General features: G+C 59.7%; 22 protein-coding genes, 1 tRNA gene and 1 pseudogene. 3 read left to right on the top strand and 21 right to left on the bottom strand.

Annotated elements, in window-relative coordinates; translation table 11 throughout:
- The first annotated feature begins 37 nt into the window (after positions 1-37).
- Entirely contained in the window at positions 38-1,495 is a 1,458-nt protein-coding gene (locus HQN82_RS04090) for a TrkH family potassium uptake protein (RefSeq protein ID WP_004441214.1), read from the top strand.
- 96 nt (positions 1,496-1,591) lie between these two features.
- On the top strand, positions 1,592-1,846 hold the full coding sequence (locus tag HQN82_RS04085) for a heavy-metal-associated domain-containing protein (RefSeq protein ID WP_112765720.1): 255 nt from the start codon (positions 1,592-1,594) through the stop codon (positions 1,844-1,846).
- A gap of 391 nt (positions 1,847-2,237) precedes the next feature.
- Here HQN82_RS04085 and HQN82_RS04080 read toward each other — a convergent pair whose 3' ends face one another.
- From HQN82_RS04080 to HQN82_RS04005, 16 genes and pseudogenes are all read right to left on the bottom strand, one after another.
- Positions 2,238-3,731 (bottom strand): ABC transporter substrate-binding protein, encoded by a 1,494-nt coding sequence (locus HQN82_RS04080; protein WP_004441211.1) that lies wholly within the window; start codon positions 3,729-3,731, stop codon positions 2,238-2,240.
- Between the two features lie 229 nt (positions 3,732-3,960).
- Positions 3,961-4,971: an ABC transporter ATP-binding protein gene (locus HQN82_RS04075; protein WP_173614570.1), complete on the bottom strand. Its 1,011-nt coding sequence runs from the start codon at positions 4,969-4,971 to the stop codon at positions 3,961-3,963.
- Positions 4,972-4,982: 11 nt separating this feature from the next.
- On the bottom strand, positions 4,983-6,050 hold the full coding sequence (locus HQN82_RS04070) for an ABC transporter ATP-binding protein (protein ID WP_037089019.1): 1,068 nt from the start codon (positions 6,048-6,050) through the stop codon (positions 4,983-4,985).
- Between the two features lie 139 nt (positions 6,051-6,189).
- Positions 6,190-7,089, bottom strand: a complete 900-nt coding sequence (locus HQN82_RS04065) for an ABC transporter permease (protein ID WP_022555995.1) — start codon at positions 7,087-7,089, stop codon at positions 6,190-6,192.
- Complete coding sequence (locus tag HQN82_RS04060; RefSeq protein ID WP_004441204.1) at positions 7,079-8,023, bottom strand: ABC transporter permease; 945 nt, start codon at positions 8,021-8,023, stop codon at positions 7,079-7,081. The genes HQN82_RS04065 and HQN82_RS04060 overlap by 11 nt, the downstream gene beginning before the upstream one ends.
- 67 nt (positions 8,024-8,090) lie before the next feature.
- A complete protein-coding gene (gene cueR / locus HQN82_RS04055) occupies positions 8,091-8,579 on the bottom strand; it encodes a Cu(I)-responsive transcriptional regulator (RefSeq protein ID WP_006697945.1) in 489 nt (162 codons plus the stop codon).
- Positions 8,580-8,626: 47 nt separating this feature from the next.
- A pseudogene (locus HQN82_RS04050) lies at positions 8,627-8,926 on the bottom strand (2Fe-2S iron-sulfur cluster-binding protein); the annotation flags it as partial.
- 11 nt (positions 8,927-8,937) lie between these two features.
- Complete coding sequence (locus HQN82_RS04045) at positions 8,938-11,442, bottom strand: heavy metal translocating P-type ATPase (protein ID WP_173614569.1); 2,505 nt, start codon at positions 11,440-11,442, stop codon at positions 8,938-8,940.
- Positions 11,443-11,681: 239 nt separating this feature from the next.
- Positions 11,682-11,767 (bottom strand) — tRNA-Leu (locus tag HQN82_RS04040).
- A 136-nt stretch (positions 11,768-11,903) separates the two neighbouring features.
- Positions 11,904-12,632, bottom strand: coding sequence for a thermonuclease family protein (locus HQN82_RS04035; RefSeq protein ID WP_112765717.1), 729 nt, complete (start codon positions 12,630-12,632; stop codon positions 11,904-11,906).
- A gap of 84 nt (positions 12,633-12,716) precedes the next feature.
- On the bottom strand, positions 12,717-13,250 hold the full coding sequence (locus HQN82_RS04030) for a MerR family transcriptional regulator (RefSeq protein WP_004441196.1): 534 nt from the start codon (positions 13,248-13,250) through the stop codon (positions 12,717-12,719).
- A 276-nt stretch (positions 13,251-13,526) separates the two neighbouring features.
- Positions 13,527-13,865: an integration host factor subunit alpha gene (locus HQN82_RS04025; RefSeq protein ID WP_006697942.1), complete on the bottom strand. Its 339-nt coding sequence runs from the start codon at positions 13,863-13,865 to the stop codon at positions 13,527-13,529.
- A gap of 243 nt (positions 13,866-14,108) precedes the next feature.
- A complete protein-coding gene (locus tag HQN82_RS04020) occupies positions 14,109-15,080 on the bottom strand; it encodes a beta-ketoacyl-ACP synthase III (RefSeq protein ID WP_006697941.1) in 972 nt (323 codons plus the stop codon).
- 4 nt (positions 15,081-15,084) lie between these two features.
- Positions 15,085-16,146, bottom strand: a complete 1,062-nt coding sequence (plsX, locus tag HQN82_RS04015) for a phosphate acyltransferase PlsX (RefSeq protein ID WP_004441191.1) — start codon at positions 16,144-16,146, stop codon at positions 15,085-15,087.
- A 101-nt stretch (positions 16,147-16,247) separates the two neighbouring features.
- Positions 16,248-16,811 carry a YceD family protein gene (locus tag HQN82_RS04010; RefSeq protein ID WP_006697939.1) on the bottom strand — a complete coding sequence of 188 codons (564 nt, stop codon included), beginning with the start codon at positions 16,809-16,811 and terminating at the stop codon, positions 16,248-16,250.
- A 7-nt stretch (positions 16,812-16,818) separates the two neighbouring features.
- Positions 16,819-17,358: a ubiquinol-cytochrome C chaperone family protein gene (locus tag HQN82_RS04005; protein WP_107327110.1), complete on the bottom strand. Its 540-nt coding sequence runs from the start codon at positions 17,356-17,358 to the stop codon at positions 16,819-16,821.
- 271 nt (positions 17,359-17,629) lie between these two features.
- Here HQN82_RS04005 and HQN82_RS04000 point away from each other — a divergent pair, with 271 nt between their 5' ends.
- Entirely contained in the window at positions 17,630-18,160 is a 531-nt protein-coding gene (locus HQN82_RS04000) for an outer membrane protein assembly factor BamE (protein WP_004441184.1), read from the top strand.
- Positions 18,161-18,235: 75 nt separating this feature from the next.
- Here the strand turns inward: HQN82_RS04000 and HQN82_RS03995 are convergent, their stop codons facing one another.
- The 5 genes from HQN82_RS03995 to HQN82_RS03975 form a co-directional block, all read right to left on the bottom strand.
- Entirely contained in the window at positions 18,236-20,374 is a 2,139-nt protein-coding gene (locus HQN82_RS03995; protein WP_112765716.1) for a sodium-translocating pyrophosphatase, read from the bottom strand.
- 208 nt (positions 20,375-20,582) lie between these two features.
- The gene (locus HQN82_RS03990; RefSeq protein ID WP_022555986.1) at positions 20,583-21,812 is read right to left on the bottom strand and encodes an MFS transporter; all 1,230 of its coding nucleotides are present in this window, start codon (positions 21,810-21,812) and stop codon (positions 20,583-20,585) included.
- Between the two features lie 22 nt (positions 21,813-21,834).
- Positions 21,835-22,332, bottom strand: a complete 498-nt coding sequence (nusB, locus tag HQN82_RS03985) for a transcription antitermination factor NusB (RefSeq protein ID WP_004441180.1) — start codon at positions 22,330-22,332, stop codon at positions 21,835-21,837.
- Positions 22,333-22,336: 4 nt separating this feature from the next.
- The gene (gene ribH / locus HQN82_RS03980; RefSeq protein WP_004441178.1) at positions 22,337-22,783 is read right to left on the bottom strand and encodes a 6,7-dimethyl-8-ribityllumazine synthase; all 447 of its coding nucleotides are present in this window, start codon (positions 22,781-22,783) and stop codon (positions 22,337-22,339) included.
- Between the two features lie 176 nt (positions 22,784-22,959).
- Positions 22,960-23,592 (bottom strand): LysE family translocator, encoded by a 633-nt coding sequence (locus HQN82_RS03975; RefSeq protein ID WP_112765715.1) that lies wholly within the window; start codon positions 23,590-23,592, stop codon positions 22,960-22,962.
- Between the last annotated feature and the right edge of the window lie 250 nt (positions 23,593-23,842).

Raw genomic sequence — 23,842 nt, 5'->3', positions numbered from 1 at the left:
TCATTTCAGCGCGGCCACGAACTCCGGGTTTCATTTCTTGAACAGTAACCTTCTGCGCTCGGTCATATATGTAGCGTCCATCTTCGGGCTCTATCTCGCCACGGCCATGTTCCTGCCCGCACTGACGGATCTTTATTACGGCAATGACGACTGGATGGTGTTCGCGCTTTCCGGCTTCATGTGTGGTGGGTTCGCGCTTGCCTGCGCGCTCGCCACGCGCGGGCCGATCGCTTCGTTCAACAAACGTTTCGGCTTTTTGCTCGTCAACCTGCTCTGGCTGGTGTTTTCCATCGTCGGTGCAGTGCCGCTTTATCTGTCCGAACTCGGCCTAACGCCCGGCCAGGCGCTTTTCGAGTCCGTCTCCGCCATCACGACGACCGGATCCACTGCCATTTCGGGTCTCGACAATGCGCCGCAGGGTATTCTCCTGTGGCGGTCGCTGCTGTGCTGGCTCGGCGGCATCGGTATTGTCGCACTGGGCCTCTTCATCCTGCCGCTGCTGCGCGTCGGCGGCATGACCTTCTTCCGCATGGAATCCTCCGACACCGGCAACGACCGCCCCTTCGCCCGGCTGGCAAGCTTCACCCGGGCTTTCGTGGCGATCTACATCGTCATGACGCTTGCCTGTACCATCGCTTATGATTTTGCCGGCATGTCGCATTTCGATGCGCTGAACCATGCCATGTCCACGGTTGCGACGGGCGGCTTCTCCACCCATGACGCGTCCTTCGCCTATTTCAACAATACGGCCCTGCTGTGGATCGCCACCATCTTCCTCATCTTCGGCAGCCTGCCATTCTCGGTCATGATCCTGCTCGCCGTGCGGCGCCGGCTGGAGACGCTGCGCGACCCGCAGATCGCCGTCTTCCTCGGCTACCTCTGTGCGATCTCGGTTGCCGTTGGTGTCTACCACCATTTCAGGAACGGCGTGCCGCTGGATGATGCGCTCAGCCATTCCTTCTTCAACATGACTTCCATCCTGTCGACCGGCGGCTTTGCCAGCGATGACTACACGCTGTGGGGGCCCTTCGTCGTCGTCGTTGCCTTTTTCGCCACTTTCATGGGCGGCTGCTCGGGCTCGACGGCCGGCGGCATCAAGGCCTATCGTTTTCTCATCATCTTCAACGTGGCGCGGGCCGGGCTCAAGAAGCTGATCTATCCGAACGCCGTCTATTCCGTGCGCTACGGCCAGCAGGTGGTCGATCCGGAAACCATCCGCACCATCTTTCTCTTCATCAGCTGTTTCATCGCACTTTGGATTGCCGGCAGTCTGGCCATGAGCCTGATGGGCTATGATTTCCTCACCGCCACCTCGGCTGTGGCGACCTCGCTTGCCAATGTCGGCCCCGGCATCGGTCCGATCATCGGCCCGGCAGGCAATTTCTCCACGATCAGCGAACCGGCGCTCTATCTCCTGTCGATCCTGATGCTGCTGGGGCGTCTGGAAATCCTGACGGTTCTGGTGCTGCTGATGCCGATTTTCTGGAAGAGCTGAAATCACTGGCTTTGGGCGAATAAAGCGCTTGACCTTCCCACGTTGGAATAGTCCAGGCTCTCCCTGTTACGAATTCCCAATCACGGAGAACCGCCTATGTGCACCGCTCACCAGCATCACCCGGAAACCACTGCCGCACCCGTCAATGCCGACCTTTCTTTCCACGTTGAAGACATGACCTGCGGGCACTGCGCCGGTGTGATCAAGGGCGCGATCGAGAAGACCGTTCCCGGCGCTGCCGTATATGCCGATCCGGCAAGCCGCACAGTGGTGGTTGGCGGCATCTCCGATGCGACACGTATCGCAGAAATCATCACCGCGGCTGGATACACGCCGGAAGCACGCGCCTGATCAAACGAGATACCGGCGGCGCTTTCATACAGCCGCCGCCGGATCGCACTGCCTGCCCCGCTTCGCGCTGAATTGTGTGACGGGTTTGGACGGCATCCATCCCTCTCTCCTCCCGGACGGCAAACGCCCTCTCCCTTTCAATCAAGGGTGACGGAGGAGGTTTCCCCAGCTTAATGAATCGAATCCGCCCTCCTCCGTCGTTCCGGCCCTGAACCGGAATCCAGCTGACGTGCGTCTGTACGGCGGGAAGACTCCTTTAAGTCCAAGGACCTGGGCTGGCTGGATTCCGGCACAGGGCCGCAATGACGGCGGAGAGGTTCAGGGGCCTTCTCATAAAAGAGACCCGGCTCTTGCGAACCGGGCCACACCTCGTCAGCGATGTCACGTTGGCTTATTTCACCGCCAGATCCTTGGTCATGATGAAGTAGTTGATCGGATGTGGCTTGAAGTTCTCGACCTTGTCCGAATAGGCGTCGAAAGCCGTCTCGTGGATGAGGTAGACGGTGACCGCTTCATCGTAAACCCTCTTCGCCGCCTCGGCATAGATGGCGTAACGCTTGGCCGGCTCGGCCACCGCATAGGCCGATTTGATCAGCTTGTCCGTCTCTTCGCTGCAATAATGCGAGATGTTGTAACCGCCTGTGCAGGTGTAGTCGGCGTTCAGGAAACCGATCGGCTCTGCAACGTCAGTGGCGTAACCGCGCGACAGAAGAACCATGTCGAAGTTGCCGGACAGGAGATCGGGCTCGATCGCTGTGTAATCGGCAACGCGAACATCGACCTTGATGCCGATTTCCTGCAACTGGGCCTGGATAACGGCGGCAACATCCTTGAGTTCGGTTCTTTCCGTGTAGGCGAGAAGCGTCAACTTCAGGCTGCCGGGAGCAACTCCGGCCTCTTTCAGCAGAGCCTTTGCCTTCTCCAGGTCATAAGCGGGTGTGACGTCTTGCGGCGCCCACGGCTCACCCGGTGCGAAGGGCATCGTTGCGGGCTTTACCACGCCTTCATAGATGCTGTCCGCAATACCGGCGGTATCGATGGCAGCCCGGATCGCCTGCCGAACCTTGATATCCTTGAAAGGCGCCTTTGAATTATTGAGCAGCATTTCGGTGATCCGCGGCACGGTGATCGGCGCAACCTTGACGCCCTTGGCCGCTTCAACGGTCTTCACCGTCCAGGGCGGGATCATGCGCGAAATCTGCACTTCACCGCTTCTTATCTGGGTGGCGCGCGTATCGGCGTCCGGAATAAAGTTCACGCGGCCGCCCGAAAGCTTCGGCATACCGGCCCAATAGTCATGGTTTGCGGTCAGCTCCATATACTGGTTGGCATCGACCTTGGTAATCTTGAAGGGTCCGGTGCAGGTTCCGATCGGATCGACCTTGCCATCCTTATAGGCTGAAGGCGCGAGGATCGACGTTGCCGGACTTCCCATTTGCGCCGGCAGCAGCACCGATGGCTCGATGGTCGTGATCTTCACGATATCGTCACCATCGGCATCAACAGCGGCGATCAGCTTGGGCGAGAAGGCGCGCGCCGGAACAGGCGCTTTCAGAAGATTGGTGAGTGCATTGACCGCGGCTGCGGCATTGAGCGGCTCACCATTCTGGAATTTCACACCCTTGCGCAGCTTGAATTCCCAGACCTTCGGCGCGGTCTGCGTCCACGATTCGGCAAGGCCAGGCTCCAGTGTCGCGTCATAACCGACACGAACCAGACTTTCGAAACATCCCGCCCGCGAGCCGAGATAGGCATCGTCGGAAGCCATCTGCCAGCCGGTCTTGACGCCGGTATAATCGTCATAGGTGATTGTTCCGGCTGTCGCCGCATGTGCCCCGAATGAGACAACAACGGCGCACGTCGCCAAAAGTGCGTGCTTCATCATAGAAAATTCCCCTTTTATTTTTGATGACAACGCTCACATCTCTTACATTTTCTCGAAAATTCGCTTATTCCATAAAATTACAACAATAATACCCTATGGATATCTTTCGATTATCCATTCGAATATCATCTATTTTACGTTTATACTCGGAATTTTATTCCGATATTAAGCTTCAAACACACAATTCATCTGTTTTTACAGCACCAGAGAACTGTAGCTGCGTCGTCCTTCAACCCAGTTCCTGCCAGCGGTGGCAACGCGCGAAATGCTCGCCGGAAACGCCTTCCAGAACGGGTTCTACCTCTCCGCATATTGCGGTCGCGTATTTGCAGCGCGTGTGGAATTTGCATCCGTCGGGAGGATTGAGAGGGCTCGGCAGATCACCGTCCAGGAGCATTTCCGGTGCATACAACCCCGTCTCGTCCAGCATCGACGATGCAATGAGGGCCTTGGTGTAGGGATGCTTCGGCGCCCGGAAAAGCTCTTCACGGTCGGCGATTTCAACGACGCGCCCGAGATACATTACCGCTATGCGATCGCACAGATAACGCACCACACGCAGGTCATGAGAAATCATCAGAACCGTCAAACCGTGGCGACGCTTCATGTCCATCAGGAGGTTCAGTATCTGCGTGCGCATGGAGGCGTCGAGCGCCGATGTCGGCTCATCGCAAACGAGGAAACTCGGATTGAGAAGAAGTGCGCGCCCTATGACGACGCGCTGCAATTGCCCGCCGGAACACTGGCTGGGATAACGATCGTAAAATGAGGCATCAAGGCCGACCTCCTCCAGCATCCGGAAAACCCGCGTCGCGCGTTCCTCGCGAGAGCCGATGCCGTGCTGGGCAAGCGGTGATTCCATGCTTTGCCCGATGCGCATACGGGGATCGAGTGCCGAATAGGGATCCTGAAACACCAGTTGCACGACCCGACGCATCCGCCGAAGCTCTTCGCCCTGGATTTGCAGTATATTATGATTACCGATGCTGACCTCGCCTTTCGTCGCGTTCGTCAGCCGCGTTATCAATCCGGCGACGGTGCTTTTGCCGCAGCCGGATTCGCCGACGAGGCCCAGAACCTCGCCTTCGCCGATCGTCAGCGACACGTCGTCAACGGATTTCACCACCCGGTGACCAAGGCCCGATATGGGGTAATATTTGCAAAGATTTTTGGCAATCACATAGGGTCGGCTGTCGCTGCCGGCCGATGGCGTGGCCTGTTTCATCGTTGGCGATAACATCGTCACCTCCTTTAGCACATTGCGTGGCCAGCATGATCATGGTTGACCTGCTCGTCACCGACTGCCCAGCACCGGGCCTTGCGTCCTTCCGGCAGGGCATTCAGATTCGGTTCGGCTGCCATGCAGCGGCTGCCCATGCCGGCGGATTTGGCGAGCGAGCAGCGCGGGTGAAACCGGCAGCCGCAGGACATGTCGTGGGCCTGCGAACTGGAGCCGGGGATTGTCAGCAACTGCCCCTCGCCGTCAGTGGTCAGAAGCGAGCAGCTGATGAGCGCCTTGGTATAGGGATGCTGCGGCGCCTTGAGGATCGCCTGGGTGGGCCCTTCCTCCACGATGCGGCCGGCATACATGACCGCGATCCGGTCCGCGAATGCGGCGACAACCGAAAGATCATGGGTGATGAGCAGCGTGGCCAGCCGGCGCTTGCGGCGCTCGTCATCGAGCAGGCGCAATATCTGTGCCTGAACGGTGACATCGAGCGCTGTCGTCGGCTCGTCGGCGATCAGCAGTTGCGGATTGCCCGAGAGTGCCGCGGCGATCATGACACGTTGCGCCATGCCGCCGGAAAGTTCGTGCGCGAAGCATTGCGCCCGTGCAGACGGATCGGGAATACCGACATCGGACAGAAGGCCGACGACCCGATTGAGAGCGGCGTGCCGGCTCATCTTGCGATGGACCCATAGCGGTTCGGCAACCTGCGTCCTCACCCGGCTGGTGGGATCCAGCATGGCCTGTGGCTGCTGAAACAGCATACCGATATCTGCGCCGCGCAACGCGTCGAGTTCGGCGGATGACAGGGCGAGAATATCACGCCCGGCAAAGGAAATTCGGCCGGAGTTGATTTCCGCACCCTGTGGCAGGAGCCGCATCAGCGATAGCGCCGTCATGCTCTTGCCGGATCCGGACTCGCCGACGAGAGCGACAACTTCCCCGGCATTGACGGAAAGCGTCAGCCCGGAGATGACGAATTTCCGGCCATGTTGCGCCGGCACCGAAACGTGCAGGTCCTCAATTTCCAGAAGCGGTGCGCATTCGGAAGACATGGCCGTGCTGGCATGCGTGTGTCCTTCGATATTCATAAGAGTTCCCCTTATTTTTATTGAATCGGAGGCATTTACGGATTTTCATGCGGCTTCAGACGATATTACTCTCCTTCATTGTCCGTGGCGTCATCTATGTTTGACGACAGTCAAATCGACCATTGCCCCTTCGCGGGCGTCAATGACCGCTCGTTTTCTTGGTTTCAAGGTTGAGGCCATGGCCGATCCAGGTCACGCTGAGCGCCGCCAGGAAAATCGCCAGACCCGGTGCGATAACCAGAACGGGCATGCGTTCGGCGTAGGCCTGCGCATCGGACAGCATCAGCGCCCAGTCGGCGGCCGGCGGCTGTACGCCGAGCCCCAGAAATGACAGTCCGCCCACCGTGATCAGCTTGTGGCCGAACCGCAGGAACGCGACAGCGGCAATGGGCCAGATCGTGTTGGGAATAATATGCCGGAAGATGATGAAGCTCCGCGTACATCCAAGCACCTCTGCCGCGCGGATATATTCACGGGAATTGATCGAAAGCGTCAGTCCCCGTGCCAGCCGTGCGAAAGGCGTCCAGCCAACGATGGTCAGCGAGGCGATCAGCGTGCCGTATCCGGGCCCGAATATGGCGACGAGGAAAATTGCGATCACGACATCGGGTATGGCTATGAGCAGGTCCACGATGCGCATCAAAATCTGATCGACTATGCCGCGGCTGCGGCCGCTGACGATGCCGATCAAGGCTCCTATCACGACCGAGAGAATGACGGTGATCGCGGCGATGGTAACCGTGAAACGGCCGCCTATGAGCAGACGGCTGAGCACATCACGCCCCAGATGGTCCGTTCCGAGCCAATGGGCGGCGCTCGGCGCGTTCAGCCGCAGGCGAAGGTTCTGCTGCGCCGGATTATAAGGCGAAATCCACGGCGCAATGATGAGCAGCAGGATGATGGCGAGAAAGATCGCCGATCCCGCATAGAAGGTCCAGTGCCGCCGGCGAATGAAATCCGTGAACCGGTTGAGGGTCGAGGGACGTCTGGGCGCGGTCATCGTCATGGCGGCAGCCTGTGGAAAGTGACTAATGGTCATGGCGACCTCGCATTGCCGGATTGATCAGGACATAGAAGCTGTCGGCCAGGGTATTGATCAGGATGGAAAGCGCGACGATGCAGATGAAGCCGCCCTGCAGCATCGGGATGTCGCGGTTGACCACCGCATCGTAGAGAAGCCGACCCATTCCGGGGATGGCGAAGATCACCTCCACCACCACCGATCCGCCCAGCAGGCCCGCAAGCCACAGGGCAAAAAACGTGACTACCGGAAGCGAGCCGTTGCGGATGCCGTGCCGCATGACCGTGCCATGCATGCCCAGCCCGCGGCTGCGCGCCGCCGTGATATAAGGGGCGCGTAAAACTTCGGCCATCGCCGCGCGCGTCACCTGCGTGAAATAGGCGAGCGGTCGCAGGGTCAGCGTCAGCGCAGGAAGGACCAGCGAACGCCAGCTGTCCCATCCCGCGGAGGGCAGCCAGCCAAGATAGAGGGCAAAGACGAGCGCAGACATGGGCGCGAACCAGTATTCGGGCGTGGCGACGAAGGTCTGGATCATCAGCGTCGCGAAATTGTCCAGCCTTCCGCCGGGACGCATCGCGGCAAGCGTGCCGAGCGGCAGGGCAACGGCCACCGCTATTGCCAGCGCCGTCAGCGCCAGTGTCACCGACACGCCGAGGGAACGCAAAAGCTCACCGGCGACGGGTTGGCTGCTGGTGAAGGAGAATCCAAGGTCACCGCGTAACGCGTTCGACAGCCAGGCGAAATATTGCACGTAGAGCGGACGGTCGAGCCCGAGGCTGGTTCTCAGCGCTTCAACGGCGTGTGGATCAAGCGCCGTATCACGCATGCGCGAAAACAGGATGGTACGGGCCGGATCGCCACCGGCCATATAGGGCAAAAGAAACGCGATGACGGAGACGATCGCCAACATCAGGCAAAGGATAAGGAAGCGCTGTAATATCTGTATCCACATGGCTGGTCTCCTTCACCGCATTGGCATTTTTACCGCAATCGACGACGTCCGCGATTGGAACGGCCGCTCATTTCGCAAGGCGCTGTAGTTCCGCTACCGGGCCGGACGTGCCCTTCAACATGCCCGAACGTTTCGGCACCACCGCCGCCGGGACGAAATCGGGATCTTCCGATTGCGCCAGATCCTGAATGATCGGACACTCCGGCTCGCCATTATCCGGGCAATAGGTCGCCAGATGGCGGAGCGTATCGGCCATGTCGCGAAGCGTTTGCATCTTGGCTTCGAGATCGACGACGTGTTCCATGACGATGCGTTTGACGTCGCAGGAGGCGCCCCCGGGATCACGCCACAAGGTCATGAGCTGCCTTATCTTTTCGATTGAAAAACCGAGGTCGCGGCCGCGCCTTATAAAGCGCAGTGTTTCCAGATCATTGGCGGTATAGACCCGGTAGCCGGAATCGGTGCGGCTCGCCGATTTGATCAGGCCGATCGTCTCGTAATGTCTGATCATCTTTGCAGAAACGCCGGATGCGGTGGCGGCTGTGCCGATGTTCATGGATCCTGCTCCTATCTTTCCGGGGTGGACAACAGATCTGCATTACTGTCGGAGAGCCCGTCAGCGCCATTCAGCCAGCCGATCACCACGTCGCTTAATGGTATGGCTCGGCATGCAAGCGTCAGGCCATCTGCTTTCTCTTCCTCAGTCAGCGAAAAAGGCGTGTGCTTGAGAAGGTCGACCTCACCGGAGACCAGCCTCGACTTGCAGGCCCCACAGCGGCCCATGCGACAGCCGTTCGGGTAAGCGATGCCCGCTGCCAGGGCGGCCTGAAGGACAGTCTCGCCCTCCGCCACCGCGATGCTGCGATCAATCTGCGGCAAGTGGATGGACCGGGGGAGCGCCATTGTGTCCCCTCCTATTCCGCTGCTGCGAGCTGCAAGCCCGCGGGTCTGTCCGTGAGCGGCGCACGGAAACTTTTCAGGCGCAGCGCGTTCGTCAGGACAAAGACGCTGGAAAGTGCCATTGCGCCGGCAGCAAGGACGGGTGACAGCAACACGCCGTTGACAGGATACAATATTCCGGCCGCCACGGGAACGAGCGCGGCGTTGTAAGCGAAGGCCCAGAACAGGTTCTGGCCGATATTGCGGATCGTGGCCTTGGACAGGGCGATGGCATTGGCCACACCGCGCAGATCGCCCGACATCAGCACCACATCGGCGCTCTCAATCGCGACATCCGTGCCCGTTCCGATGGCGAGGCCGACATCGGCTGCCGCAAGCGCCGGTGCATCGTTGATGCCATCGCCTACGAAGGCGACCCGGCGCCCACCGGCGGCAAGCCTTTTGACGGCTTCCACCTTGCCGTCCGGCAGCACTTCCGCCACCACCTCGTCAATACCGAGGCGACGGGCGATGGCCTCTGCGGTGCGGCGATTGTCACCCGTGATCATCGTTACCTTGAGGCCGAGCGCATGCAGCGCCGCGATCGCCTCCGGGGTCGTCTGCTTCACCGGATCGGCCACTGCGATAATCGCGGCCAGCCTGCCGTCGACTGCAGCATAAAGCGGCGACTGCCCTTCCCTGCCCAGCCGGTCTGCTTCATGCGCAAACATTGCGGTATCGTAACCGAGCTTCGCCATGAACCGGTCCGCGCCCGCTTCAACCCTGCGCCCTTCAACCACCGCCGCCACGCCAAAACCCGGCGTTGCCTCGAAACCTTCCGCATCGGCAAGCGCCAGGCCGCCATGTTTCGCGGCTTCGACGATCGCCTCCGCAATCGGGTGTTCGGATCGGGTTTCGAGGGATGCCACAAGGCGCAGCACCTCATCGGCACCGAAGCCCTCGGTCGTTGTAAAATGCACCAGTTTCGGCCTGCCGAGCGTCAACGTGCCGGTCTTGTCGACGGCGATCACCTCGGCATCGCGGAGCGTCTGGAGCGCATCACCGCGCCGGAACAGCACGCCCATCTCGGCGGCGCGGCCAGTGCCGACCATGATCGAGGTAGGCGTGGCAAGGCCCATGGCACAGGGACAGGCGATGATGAGAACCGCAACCGCATTGACGAGCGCGAAGGTCAGAGGCGGATCCGGGCCGAAGAAGAACCACACGAGGAAGGTGGCGGCTGCGGCCAGCATCACCGCCGGCACGAACCAGTTGGTGACCTTGTCGACCAGCGCCTGAATGGGCAGCTTGTCGGCCTGTGCTTCCTCGACCATGCGGATGATCTGGGCGATCAGCGTATCGGCGCCCACCTTGGTGGCGCGGAAGGTGAAAGAGCCGTTGCGGTTCACCGTACCGCCCACGACCTCGGAACCCGCCGTTTTCGTAACCGGCACGGGTTCGCCGGTTATCATCGATTCATCGACATAGGACGAGCCACTGAGGATCACGCCATCGACCGGCACTTTTTCGCCAGGACGGACAATGATCACATCACCGGCGTGCACATCCTGCAACGGCACATCCACGGTTTCGCCGTCGCGCAACACCCGCGCCGACTTGGCCTGCAACCCGAGCAATCGTTTTATCGCCTCGCTGGTGCGGCCTTTGGCGCGCGCTTCAAGGAACCGGCCAAGGAGGATGAGCGTGACGATGACAGCAGCGGCCTCGTAATAGACATTCGCCGTGCCGCGCGGCAATATTTCGGGCAGGAAGGTTGCGACAACCGAAAATCCCCAGGCGGCGGCGGTGCCCAACACGACAAGCGAGTTCATATCCGGCGCGAGCCGCAGAAGTGCGGGTATGCCCTTTTTGAAGAAACGCAGACCCGGTCCAAAGAGTACCAGCGTCGTCAGAACGAATTGCAGATACCAGCTTTCCCGCATGCCGACCGTTTCCATCACGATGTCGTGGATCGCGGGGACAAGATGCGAGCCCATTTCCAGAACGAAGACTGGCAGGGTCAAAGCAGCGGCCACGGCCAGGTTGATTTTCAGGCTGCGCAACTCCACGGCGCGCCGGTCCTGCTCCACTTCGCCGGCCTTGTCGGCGACGATTTCCTTCGCCGTGTAACCCGCCCGTCTGATCGCCTCCCCCAAGGTGGCGGTAGAGGCGGCATTGCCGGCGACGCGGATGGTGGCGCGCTCGGTCGCCAGGTTGACGCTCGCTTCCGAAACACCGGAAACAGCCTTCAGGGCCTTTTCAACACGGCCCACACAGGAGGCGCATGTCATACCCTCAATATCAAGCTCTATGGTTTTTTCTTCGACGCCATAGCCGGCATTCCGCACCGCCGCGATCACGGCCAGCACGTCAGGTGATCCGGAAAAAGAGATGTCAGCGCGTTCCGTCGCAAGATTGACCGAAGCCTTGAGAACCCCGGGCACCCTGGCGATCGCCTTTTCAACGCGGCCGACGCAGGAGGCGCATGTCATGCCATCGATCGCAATCTGATGGCTCGCCCGGATCTCCATTTGTGACATGCGTAGGACCCCTCTTTTCTCATTTAAAAAAAAGATAGGGCTTCCCATCGTGGCAAGGTCAATAGGTTCTTTCGGGTGATTTCAACGGAAAAATGCCGCCTGCGTGATCAAGCACACTTTTAAGGCAATCCTGCGGATCTCAGCGCCAACCATGCCGAAAACCTGGAAAATTCGGCATAAAATCCTCCCAGACGCCGGGAAACCGCAGGGAAGCAAAAAAGAAAATTTAATCGGGGTTATGGTGCGGACGGCGGGACTTGAACCCGCAAGACCAATGGTCGGCAGATTTTAAGTCTGCTGCGTCTACCGATTTCGCCACGTCCGCATTGCGGCGCCATGAACCGTTTGGGGTCAAGTCGCTGCAAAAATGCTGTCATCGTTCAGGTGGCCGGCGCAAAGGCCGACCTTAAACACGACCGCGCCTCATCTACACAGTCCGGGCCGTTTCGGTCAACGGGGCCTCAGCCACACCAGGACTGATTTTTTCCCGAGAGCGGATGGGCCAGACCTTCGCGCACGAGTTGATCGGCGAAGGAGACGCCTGAGCGCGAAAGGCGTGTCCGTTCCGTAGCTTGCCCGCCCGCAGCACCGGTAGATGCGACATCGAAGGCGCCGGCGTTCAGCATTTCGCGAAGCCTGACTTTCGCAATGAAACCGCGCTGGCGTTCTTCCATGCAGCGCGCCCGGTCGATCTGCGGAACCTCGATGCCGGCGAGCTGCATTTTGACGCCCTTCATCCAGAAGGTGTTGCCATCGGCCACACAATTGTTGAGGCCGGAGCGGCCGCAAAAGGCAAAAGTTCCGCTTTTTTCGCCGAGTGAGACCTTCTCGACTGACGGGCGGGTTTCCGGCAGTATAGCTGCGACCTTGTTCTGAGAGGCCGTGGGTGGCATGGCGATGGGGCGTGGCGGAACCGGTGCGTTGCCGGGCAGGACGGGGGCAGCAGGGCGAATGGCCGCGACTTTCTCGGAGGTAACCGCCTCGCGCTTGGCCGCCGTCGTGACTTTAGGAGCGTTGGCTGCCGAAGACGTCGCCTTCGCAACAGCCCGCTGCGGCAAAAGACTATCGCGATGTTCGTAGGCCTGAATGCCGCCGGCAACCACACCCAGCATCAGCACCCAGGGCCAAACGCTACCGCCACTCGATTTCTTCGCCGTGCGGCGTCGCGCTGTCGATTTTCGGTTGCTCACGGTCGGACTCCTTTTTACGGAGCCGCATTATCGGCCAAAGGGGTTTCTGAAAGGTTGGCGTCCCGAAACAGCTGTGGAAAAGGTTTAGCGAACCTGATCCAGCAGGCGCTTGCATTCGAGCAGATCAAACAGGGCCTCCTGCAAAAGCGCCTGGTCATCCTTGCCAATGCCGGACTTGCCCACCGATATTTCAGCGTCGCTGCCGCCACCGCCAAAACCGAAAAACCGGCCGCTTGGCTTCGCCTTCGGACGGCCGACGACCTCATCGCCATCGGTATCGATAACCCGCGGCTCGTTGACTTCCTTTTCGCCGCTCGCCGCCATGATGGCTTCCATGGTCGCGAGATCACCGGAGGCAATGGCAGCCACGAAGCGGTTGCCATTGGCTTTCAGCAGCTTCTGCACGCCCTTGATAGTGTAGCCATGGTCATAAAGAAGATGACGTATGCCTTTCAGCAGGTCGATATCATCAGGGCGGTAATAACGGCGGCCCCCGCCCCGTTTCATCGGCTTGATCTGCGGAAAGCGCGTTTCCCAGAAACGCAGCACATGCTGCGGCAGGTTCAGCTCATCCGCCACTTCACTGATCGTCCGAAACGCGTCGGGGCTTTTATCCAAATTTCCACTCCCATCCGAACCGGAGCGCCATGCATCCGGCCGGACACTGAACGAGAACGCTTTTCCCCCGCCGGCCCGCATATCACGCAAGGTCAGGTCCGACCTTCGCGCCAACACCGGTTGCGGCAGGATACAAATCACTAAAATTGATTATGATGTGAGTCGACCGGATTTCAACGGCTTGCGCGTTGAAATTCAAGCATGTTCACAGGAAGAATGGGAAAAAGGGCTTACGGAGGCGCAAAACCGCGCCATGGCGCTGCTTCGCGCGCAGGCTTAGGTACCGGACTTCTGGCCCTTCTGCTTGGCTTTACGAGCGGTATGCGCTTTCAGAATGCGCTGCTTCAACACATTCGAAGCCTTGAAGGTCATGACGCGACGTGGGGAAATCGGAACTTCCTCCCCCGTCTTCGGGTTGCGGCCAATGCGCTCGTTCTTTTCCCTGATCTGAAACGTCGCGAAAGAGGAGAGCTTGACGACTTCACCGCGGGTGATCGCATTGCATATTTCGTCGATAATCGTTTCGACCAGCTCAGCGGATTCGGTGCGGGACAGCCCGACTTTACGAAACACAGATTCTGCAAGATCTGCGCGTGTCACTGTCTTCCCGGCCATTTTTCCCCACAAACCGTGTCTGAATTCTTCTCTAGGAGACGCCGAGATTATTTCCCTTGTGGCGGCCGGTCAAGGGACTGTTCCAGATTCATTTGCGGCTTTCGGCAATCGCTGCAAGGGCTTAGAGCAACTGATACGGTTTTGACACAGGCCGAGCCGTCAAGACGCGCCTTATCGGGGCGTGAGCGCGAAAATCACAGCGGATTTCGCTTCACCGCCCCGGCAAACGCTGAAATCGCGCCTTTACCAGCGCAGCAACACCGCACCCCAGGTGAAACCGCCGCCCATGGCCTCCAGCATGACAAGATCGCCCTTCTTGATGCGGCCATCACCTGCGGCAACGGCAAGCGCCAGCGGAATGGAGGCCGCGGAGGTATTGCCATGCTGATCGACGGTAATGACGACCTTTTCCGGGTCGATGTTGAGCTTTTTCGCCGATCCGTCGATGATGCGCTTGTTGGCCTGATGCGGAACGAGCCAGTCCAGATCGTCTGCCGTGGTGCCCGTGGCTTCGAATGCCTGCTCGATCACGTCGGTGATCATGCCGACGGCGTGTTTGAACACTTCGCGGCCTTCCATGCGCAGATGACCGACCGTGCCCGTTGTTGAGGGCCCGCCATCGACATAGAGCTTTTCCTTGTGCGAACCGTCGGAACGCAGCTGCGCCGTCAGGATACCGCGATCGGCAGAGGTACCCTCGCCTTCCCCAGCTTCCAGAACAAGCGCGCCGGCGCCATCGCCGAAGAGAACGCAGGTGGTGCGGTCCTTCCAGTCAAGAATGCGCGAAAAGGTCTCGGAGCCGATTACAAGAACGCGCTTGGCCATGCCGCCGCGAATATAGAGGTCGGCGGTAGAGACGGCATAGACAAAGCCCGAGCAGACAGCCTGCATGTCGAAGGCGAAGCCGTGGGTCATGCCGAGGCGGTTCTGGATGTTCACTGCCGTCGCGGGGAAGGTGTTATCCGGCGTCGAGGTGGCGAGGATGATGAGATCGATATCGTCGGGCGTCAGACCGGCATTGTCGAGAGCCGCACGCGCCGCCGCTTCGCCGAGAGACGCGGTGGTTTCACCTTCGCCGGCGATGTAGCGCTGCTTGATGCCGGTTCGCTGCACGATCCATTCGTCTGACGTCTCCACGACGCCTTCGATTTCACTGTTGGTCATCACACGCTTCGGCAGCGCTGCCCCGAAACCACGAACTATAGAGCGGATCATTCCGTTATTCCTCGTCAGCCACGAGTGCTTCGGGCGCCGGGGGCGGAAGCCGTCTTGCGTGGTAAATCTTGAGATCGTTTTCTATTTTGGCCGTCAGGCCGTTATGAACCATGTCGTAGCCGACATCGACGGCGGAAGCAAAACCGATGGCATCCGTACCGCCATGGCTCTTGATGACAATGCCGTTCAGGCCGAGAAACACGCCGCCATTGACCTTGCGCGGATCCATCTTTTCACGCAGCACGTCAAAGGCGCTCTTTGCGAGAACATAACCGATCTTGGCGAAGAAGCTGCGGGAGATCGCCTCACGCAGCAACGTGCTGATCTGGCGGGCGGTGCCTTCGGCCGCTTTCAGCGCGATATTGCCGGTGAAACCTTCGGTCACCACGACATCAACCGTGCCCTTGCCGATATCGTCACCTTCGACGAAACCGCGATAATCGATGGTGCCGAGATCTGCCTCGCGGATCAGCCGTCCGGCCTCGCGAACCTCTTCCTGACCCTTCACCTCCTCGACGCCGACATTGAGCAGGCCGACCGTCGGACGGTCGATATCGAAGAGCGCGCGCGCCATGGCGCCGCCCATCAGGGCGAAATCCAGAAGCTGCTGGGAGTCGGCGCCGATCGTCGCGCCTATGTCGAGCACGATGCTTTCGCCCTTCAGTGTCGGCCAGATACCGGCGATTGCCGGGCGCTCCACCCGCGCCATGGTGCGCAGACAGAATTTCGCCATGGCCATCAGCGCACCGGTATTGCCGGCGGAAACGGCGACGTCAGCCTCGCCGAGTTTCACGGCCTCGATGGCGCGCCACATGCTGGAGACGTAGCGGCCGCGGCGCAGCGCCTGGCTGGGCTTCTCGTCCATGCTGACAGAGACTTCACAATCGTGAAAGACCGACTTTTCCCGAAGTGCGGGATATTGTGCCAGAATGGGGTCGCATTTGCTCTTCTGCCCGTAGAGCAGAAAAGTTACATCGTTGTGCCGTTCGAGCGCCTTGGCGGCACCCGGGATGGCAACATCTGGGCCGAAATCGCCGCCCATGACGTCAATTGCAATTCTGATCACTCGTCCCTTATCCTTACTTGCCGCCAATCAAGCGGATTTTGCGCGAAAATACCTTTTCCGGCCTTCGTTACAATAAAATTATTTCAGCCCGGCTGGGCCATTCAGTCTTTTTTCCAATCTTTCAGCACGGCAAAGGGCGATGGCCGCTTCTCTTCTTCAGGTTCTTTTTCGGCCGTTTCGGGGAACGCCGCATCCGGTTTGCGCGGATAGGGATCGATGGCAAGGGCGGCAAATTCGGCAACGACAGCGCCGACATCGATGCTGTCGCCGGTGAACTGATCGGGAATGTCGGGACCATCGGGATCGAGCACGATTTCGCCTTCTTCGTTCGTGACCATCCGCGCCAGTTTCGAACCTTCCGGCACGAAAATCTGCTCGACAGTCTCATCGATCTTGCTCGACACCGGCTCCAGCGTCACGACGCAGGACTGGGTCACGGCCGCATGCACCTCGCCTTTTACCTTCACGCCATCCTTCTTCCAGCGGGATACCTGCAGCTCTGCCTTCAGATATTCGACGGAAACCACGTCCCAGAATTTCGCCAGCGCCTTGAGTTCCTCGGCATCGGCTTCGAGACCAATCCTGACGGGATTGGCGGAAATATGGCCTACCTTCACGGGATAGGAGAAAGGCAGGTCGTCATTTGCGGCGTGTCGCGCGTTCATGTGAACCTCATCGTCCAGGCAAGGGCAGCGTCAGGCTTCCGGTTGCGATTGTTTCTTCGGAACAGGCGGCAAGGACGGAAGAAGCCTCCATCATCCAGCCCGCCAGCCCATCCAGCGCCGGCGCGTTCTCGTCTGCCTGCGGATATATATTGCGCCGGAGTGCCGCGGCAAGGGCCGCAAGGTCGGACGTATCCAGCGCCGCCGCGTAGGATTCGAGACGGCCATAAAACATGCCGGCGAATTTCTTCATGCGTTTTGGCACGCCCTGATCGCCAATGCCAAGCTCACGGATGGAGTGATCAAGGTCCTGAAAGAAGGCGTCGACAATCTCCTGGGCAATCTCCTGCCCGCTGACACCGGAGGATTTGGTGCGGCGGAAATAGAGAATCATCATGACCGACAGCATCTCGAAACGGCCCATTACAGTGTCGGGGACCCCGAGATCGAGATAAAATTCGGGTGTGCGGGCTGCTGCCGTCAAGGTCGCATATTGCCTGTCAACTATGGCGCGATTGTTGTTTTTCTTCTTGAACAGCCCGAATATCATCGTTTTTTTTCCGAACGGGACGGGTGAATGCGCTTACCGCCCATCGCACTTGTTGCATGATCGTCAAAGCTGGTTTACCGAAGCATCCACGAATTGCAATGCTGTCGCGGTCACGTTCGTCTTTGCGCTGAAACAGTCGAAGAGAACCGGAGGAGTTCCAAAAGGCCGGGAAAGCATTGAATTTGGGGGGTGATCGGGATTTTCCGTCCCCGGATTGACACAATCATGTGCACAGACACTGTGCACCACGCAATGCCGGAAGGTGCCATTCATGATCGCAGTCGGGGAAAAGCAGTTGAGCAAGCAGAAATCCGCAAGTCACGGCAAAATTCTGAGCAAGACCGCCATCGCAATCGTGCTCGCATCCAGCCTGCTTTCCGCCTGCACCAGCACGACAGATGTATTCCATAACGGCTATGTCATGGACGAGCAGTCGCTCCAGCTGATCCCGGAAGGCTCGAGCCGTGAGCAGGTTCTCCTGACCATGGGCACGCCCTCCACGACCGCGACCTTCGGCAATGAAGTGTTCTATTACATCTCGCAGAAGCGTGTGCGCCGCGCCGCCTTCATGAAGCCGTCGCTGGTCGAACAGAACATTCTCGCCATTTATTTCAACAAGGACGGCGTCATCGAGCGTAAGGCCAACTACACGCTGCAGGACGGCAAGGTCTTCGACACGATTTCGCGCACCACGCCGACGGGCGGCAAGGACCTCACCTTCCTGCAGCAGCTGCTTTCCGGCGGCACCTCGGGCGCCAATATCGCCAAGAGCATTCTCGGCCAGGGCGGCAATACGCCCTGACCTCAGCAGGAACGGAAAATTCAAAGGCCCGGGGATCGCTCCCCGGGCCTTTTCAATTTGTCGAAACGGTAGCCTTCAGTGGGCGAGAACCGCCAGCAGCAGCAGCGCCACGATATTGGTAATCTTGATGGCCGGGTTGACCGCCGGACCCGCGGTATCCTTATAGGGATCGCCAACGGTATCACCCGTCACCGACGCCTTGTGCGCCTCCGAACCCTTGACGTGGCGTACGCCATCCTTGTCGACGAAACCGTCTTCGAAGCTCTTCTTGGCGTTATCCCATGCGCCGCCGCCTGACGTCATGGAAATCGCCACGAAGAGGCCGTTGATAATGACACCGAGCAGTGATGCGCCAAGTGCGGCAAAGGCCGAGGCCTTGGAACCGGAAATCAGCAGCACACCGAAATAGACCACGAGAGGTGCCAGAACCGGCAGAAGCGACGGGATGACCATTTCCCTGATCGCCGCTCTGGTGAGCAGGTCCACGGCCTTGCCGTAGTCAGGCTTTTCCGTGCCGGCCATGATGCCGGGTTTTTCGCGGAACTGGCGGCGGACTTCCTCAACGATGGCGCCTGCCGCCTTGCCCACCGCCGTCATGGCAATGCCGCCAAAGAGATAAGGAATGAGGCCGCCGAACAGCAGGCCGGCAACCACGTAAGGGTTGGCGAGGCTGAAGGAAATTTCGCCTATATCCTTGAAGTAGGGATAGGTGTCGCCGTTGGCTGCGAAATAGGAAAGGTCGTTGGCATAGGCGGCAAACAGAACCAGCGCGCCGAGACCGGCTGAGCCGATGGCATAACCCTTGGTCACGGCTTTCGTGGTATTGCCGACGGCATCCAGCGCGTCTGTCGCCTTGCGAACGTCTGGATCAAGACCAGCCATTTCAGCAATGCCGCCGGCATTGTCCGTGACCGGGCCGAAAGCGTCGAGCGCGACGATCATGCCGGCGAGACCAAGCATGGCGGTAACGGCAATACCGGTGCCGAACAGGCCACCGAGCTGGTAGGTGCCGATGATGCCGCCGACGATGACGATGGCCGGCAACGCGGTCGATTCGAGCGAAACGGCAAGCCCCTGGATGACGTTGGTGCCGTGGCCCGTCACCGAGGCCTGGGCGATGGAATTGACCGGGCGCTTGTTGGTGCCGGTATAATATTCGGTAATGACAACGATCAGCGCCGTCACGACGAGACCGACAAGGCCGCACAGGAAGAGATTGGTGCCGGTGATTTCCGTGCCGGCCACCGTGCCCACCGTCCCCCAGCCGATCGTCGCATAAGTGGCGACGGCAAGACCCGCGACGGAAAAGATACCGGTGGCGATCAGGCCCTTGTAGAGCGCGCCCATGATGGAATTGTTGGTGCCGAGCTTCACGAAGAAGGTGCCGGCAATCGAGGTCAGGATGCAGGCGCCGCAGATCGCCAGCGGATAGACCATTGCGCTTTCGAGTATCGGCGTTCCCGCAAAGAAGATCGCGGCGAGAACCATGGTGGCCACCACCGAAACGGCATAAGTCTCGAAAAGATCGGCCGCCATGCCGGCGCAGTCACCGACGTTGTCGCCGACATTGTCGGCGATGGTTGCGGGGTTGCGCGGGTCATCCTCAGGAATGCCCGCCTCGACCTTGCCGACGAGATCGCCGCCGACATCGGCGCCCTTTGTGAAGATGCCGCCGCCGAGACGCGCGAAGATGGAGATCAGCGAAGCGCCGAATCCGAGCGACACCAGCGCATCGATCACTTCCCGCGAGCCGGGCGCATGGCCCATCACCGAGGTGAGGATGAAATAATAGATGGATACGCCGAGCAGCGCGAGGCCCGCCACCAGCATGCCGGTAATGGCGCCTGATTTGAACGCGATGTCGAGTCCGGCGGACAGGCTGTGCGACGCGGCCTGCGCCGTACGCAGATTGGCCCTGACGGACACATGCATGCCGACGAAACCGGCAACACCTGAAAGGACAGCGCCGATGATGAAACCGATCGCGGCCATGGATGACAGGAGATACCAGGCCAGAACGGCGACGATCAGGCCGACGATGGCGATGGTGAGATATTGGCGGGTGAGATAAGCTTGCGCACCTTCACGGATATAACCTGCTATTTCACGCATGCGGTCGTTGCCCTGATCGGCATCGAGGACGCTCTTGGTTGCCCATACCGCGTAAACCACGGACAGGACACCGCATAAAATGACTATGGGTATTACGGTCATGCGCACTTACCTCCCAAAAGGCCGGGCCTCACTCCCACCCCGGCGTGGCGAAACCATGTGCAGCGGGACGCGGACGGCCTGTCCGAAGTCCCCTATTGGGCATTTGTTCCCCTCCCAAGGAAAAATGTCCTCGACGGGAGATTGCGTTGGCGCGACGTCTCGCGTCAAGCCCACAAATTTGCCTGAAACTTGAAAGGCGTAGCGCCGGCTATGCGACTGAGGCCGCTTTTCTGCGTGCGGTGAAGATGAGCGACAGCACCAGCAGGAGGCAAAGCCCTGAAACGGGCCAGATGACGAGGTTCATGACCGACCAGCCCCATGCCGTGAAGACCTTGCCGGAGGAGAAGGATGACAGGGCAACCGTGCCGAACAGCACGATATCGTGAAATCCCTGCACCTTGTCCGCTTCATGCGGGCGGTAACTTGACGTGATGATGGCGGTCGCGCCTATGAAACCGAAATTCCAGCCAAGCCCGAGCAGAATCAGCGCCGTCCAGAAATTCCACAATTCGATGCCCATGTGGGCGACGATGGCACAGGCCATCAGCACGATGAGGCCGGAAGCGACAATCTTTTCCGCGCCGAACCGGGAAATCAGCATCCCGGTGAAGAAACTCGGGCCGAACATGGCAAGGACGTGCCACTGGATGCCGAGCGTGGCGAGTTCGGTCGGGAAACCGCAGCCGACCACCATGGCGAGCGGTGCGCCGGTCATCATGAAGGTCATCAGCGCATAAGAGCCGATGCCGCAGATCATGCCGGTGACGAAACGCTGCGTGCGGACGATTTCAGAAAGCGGCCTTGCCGATTCGACATGGGTGGCGGCCTTGGGATCGGGCAACTTCAAAAACGCCAAAATGGCGATCGAAACGAGCCCCAATGGCACGAGCGCCATGAAAGCGCCGGCAAAGGTGACCGGCGCCAGCAGGTCCTTGCCGAAGATGGCGAGCTGCGGTCCGACAATGGCGGAGATGATACCGCCCGCAAGTATCCAGGAGATAGCCTTGGGTTTGTAGAAGGACGGCGATGCGTCGGCTGCGGCAAATCGGATCTTCTGCGTAAAGCCGCCGGAAATGCCGATCAGCAGCAGGCCGACGGCAAAAAGCCAGAAATCCGACCGGAAGAGCGCGACCGCAGCAACTCCGCCGCCGATCGAGCACATCAGTGCGCCGACCATGAAGCCAGCCTTGCGGCCGAGGAAACGGGATGCGGCCGCCACGCAGATCGCGCCAAGCGCCACACCGATATTAAACCCGGTAAGCGGTGCGGTCGCCAGCGACTTGTCGGCGCCAAGCAGTTGGTACCCTGCGAGCGCTCCGACGGAAAAGCTCATGGGCGCGGCCGATCCCATGATCGCCTGCGCCATGGTGAGGAGGAAGACGTTGCGCTTCGCCTCGTCCAGTTGACCTTCAAGTCCGGGGACGGAAACGGCGCTCATCTCTTCCTCATCTGCTCTTAGTTCAGCGTTTTGCCTCGCCGCGCACCTGCTTGGCAATGCGGTCAAGCACCGCATTCACCAGCTTCGGCTCGTCATGCTCGAAGAAAGCGCGGGCGATTTCAACATATTCCGTGACAATGACGGCGACCGGCACGTCCTTGCGCTCGAGAATCTCGAAAGTTCCTGCACGCAGGATAGCGCGGACGGTGGCATCGAGTCGCGACAGCGGCCAGTCTTCGAGAAGGGCGGAGCGCACCAGCGGGTCGATCTTCGTCTGGTCGCGGACGACGCCCGAGACGATCGAACGGAACCACGACGGGTCGGCCTTGAGATAGGTATCGCCATCGACTTCCTGGCCGAGACGATGCGCTTCGTATTCAGCGACGACTTCCATAACGCCGGTTCCGCCGACATCCATCTGGTAAAGCGCCTGCACGGCCGCAAGGCGGGCTGCGCCGCGCTGATTGGCGGGCTTTACCGAAGGCTGGCGCGGTTCACCGCCATTTTCCACATTAGACATGCGTTCAGCCACCCAGTTTTTTCTTCAACTCGATCATCGTGAGCGCCGCACGGGCAGCGAAACCACCCTTGTCCTTGTCGGAGCGGCGCACGCGCGCCCAGGCCTGCTCGTCGTTCTCGACGGTGAGGATGCCGTTGCCGATCGGCAGCGATTCGCTGACGGCCAGATCCATCAGGGCGCGGGAAGATTCGTTGGCGACGATATCGAAGTGATAGGTCTCACCACGAATGACCATGCCGAGTGCGACAAAACCGTCATATTCGGTGCCGTCATTGTCGGCGCCATCCAGCGCCATGGCGATGGCGGCCGGGATTTCGAGCGCGCCGGGAACGGTGATGACGTCATAGGTGGCGCCGGCTTCATCAAGCGCGAACTTCGCGCCTTCGAGAAGAGCGTCGGCCATATCATCGTAAAAACGTGCTTCCACGATAAGAAGATGGGGTTTGGACATGTGAGGGTTCCTGGGGATTTTCCCGAAAAGCTTGACGCCGGATCATACCGGCATTTGCGGCGGTCAAACCACGGCTGGCCGTTTTTGGCAAGTAATTTCATGTGTCGGCGGCGCAAGCGGCCGCGTTTGCAGGGCATTTGGCCGGGTTTTGCGCTCCCGGCGCGGCTCCCCGTGAATCAGGTTTTCTGGAAAGCGAGATGGACGCCGAGCCCCATCAGCACCGTTCCGGCAGCGCGGCGGGCAAACACCTGCACCGCGCTGGAACGCTTCAAGCGCCCGATCATCGCGCCCGCAAGAAGCACGCCGACGAGATCGGCGGAGGAGAAAATGAAATTGACGGCGATGCCAAGGATCAGGAACTGCAGCCAGACGGGAAAGGCGGCGGCCGGATCGACGAATTGCGGCAGGAAAGCCAGAAAGAACAGCGCTGTCTTCGGGTTGAGTACATCAACGATGATGCTGTCGATGAAGGCGCGGCGTGCCGATTTCGGCTCGATGGTCAGATTGACCGCCTCGCCTTCCATCTTGCTGCGCAGCATCGAAAAACCGAGCCAGACCAGATAAAGCGCGCCGCAGAGCTTTACCGCTAGATAAAGCCATGGCACCGCCTGAAACAGCATCGAGAGACCGGCCGCAGAGGCGAAGATGTGGACATAGCAGCCGACATGGATGCCGAGCACTGCCATCAACCCGGCAAACCGGCCCCGCGCCATGGTCTGCGCCGCCGCATACAGCATGGCGGGGCCGGGGATATAGGCAAACAGGGCTGTGGTGACGAAAAAGGCACTCAACAGTTCAAACGACGGCATGATGTATTCCCCTACCCCGTTTGGCTCGCGGTCGATTTCAAACGGCCAAAAAGTCCTATAGCGTTTCCAGCTTCATCGGAAGCGGGTGCTTGAGAACAATTGCTATAGGCCGCGATTTCAGGTGTTGGCCACTCCCCTTTCCGTCATTCCGGCCTTGAGCCGGAATCCAGTCGACGCGCGTCTGCGCGGCGGGAAAAGTTCTTTCAGCCCAAAGACTTGAGCTGACTGGATTCCGGCTCGAGGCCGGAAT

Origin of the sequence: Agrobacterium pusense (assembly GCF_013285525.1) — a bacterium.
Lineage (GTDB): Bacteria > Pseudomonadota > Alphaproteobacteria > Rhizobiales > Rhizobiaceae > Agrobacterium > Agrobacterium pusense.
Note: the sequence above shows the minus strand (reverse complement) of the source record. Positions and strands in the feature narration are given on the sequence as shown.

What these genes read in the sequence shown, in the direction of transcription:
- HQN82_RS04085 (WP_112765720.1), top strand. Translation starts at nt 1,592, where the DNA reads ATGTGCACCGCTCACCAGCATCACCCGGAAACCACTGCCGCACCCGTC.
- HQN82_RS04080 (WP_004441211.1), bottom strand. Translation starts at nt 3,731, where the DNA reads ATGATGAAGCACGCACTTTTGGCGACGTGCGCCGTTGTTGTCTCATTC.
- HQN82_RS04075 (WP_173614570.1), bottom strand. Translation starts at nt 4,971, where the DNA reads ATGTTATCGCCAACGATGAAACAGGCCACGCCATCGGCCGGCAGCGAC.
- HQN82_RS04070 (WP_037089019.1), bottom strand. Translation starts at nt 6,050, where the DNA reads ATGAATATCGAAGGACACACGCATGCCAGCACGGCCATGTCTTCCGAA.
- HQN82_RS04065 (WP_022555995.1), bottom strand. Translation starts at nt 7,089, where the DNA reads ATGACCATTAGTCACTTTCCACAGGCTGCCGCCATGACGATGACCGCG.
- HQN82_RS04060 (WP_004441204.1), bottom strand. Translation starts at nt 8,023, where the DNA reads ATGTGGATACAGATATTACAGCGCTTCCTTATCCTTTGCCTGATGTTG.
- cueR (WP_006697945.1), bottom strand. Translation starts at nt 8,579, where the DNA reads ATGAACATCGGCACAGCCGCCACCGCATCCGGCGTTTCTGCAAAGATG.
- HQN82_RS04045 (WP_173614569.1), bottom strand. Translation starts at nt 11,442, where the DNA reads ATGTCACAAATGGAGATCCGGGCGAGCCATCAGATTGCGATCGATGGC.
- HQN82_RS04025 (WP_006697942.1), bottom strand. Translation starts at nt 13,865, where the DNA reads ATGGCCGGGAAGACAGTGACACGCGCAGATCTTGCAGAATCTGTGTTT.
- HQN82_RS04020 (WP_006697941.1), bottom strand. Translation starts at nt 15,080, where the DNA reads ATGATCCGCTCTATAGTTCGTGGTTTCGGGGCAGCGCTGCCGAAGCGT.
- HQN82_RS04010 (WP_006697939.1), bottom strand. Translation starts at nt 16,811, where the DNA reads ATGAACGCGCGACACGCCGCAAATGACGACCTGCCTTTCTCCTATCCC.
- HQN82_RS04005 (WP_107327110.1), bottom strand. Translation starts at nt 17,358, where the DNA reads ATGATATTCGGGCTGTTCAAGAAGAAAAACAACAATCGCGCCATAGTT.
- HQN82_RS04000 (WP_004441184.1), top strand. Translation starts at nt 17,630, where the DNA reads ATGATCGCAGTCGGGGAAAAGCAGTTGAGCAAGCAGAAATCCGCAAGT.
- HQN82_RS03995 (WP_112765716.1), bottom strand. Translation starts at nt 20,374, where the DNA reads ATGACCGTAATACCCATAGTCATTTTATGCGGTGTCCTGTCCGTGGTT.
- HQN82_RS03990 (WP_022555986.1), bottom strand. Translation starts at nt 21,812, where the DNA reads ATGAGCGCCGTTTCCGTCCCCGGACTTGAAGGTCAACTGGACGAGGCG.
- nusB (WP_004441180.1), bottom strand. Translation starts at nt 22,332, where the DNA reads ATGTCTAATGTGGAAAATGGCGGTGAACCGCGCCAGCCTTCGGTAAAG.
- ribH (WP_004441178.1), bottom strand. Translation starts at nt 22,783, where the DNA reads ATGTCCAAACCCCATCTTCTTATCGTGGAAGCACGTTTTTACGATGAT.
- HQN82_RS03975 (WP_112765715.1), bottom strand. Translation starts at nt 23,592, where the DNA reads ATGCCGTCGTTTGAACTGTTGAGTGCCTTTTTCGTCACCACAGCCCTG.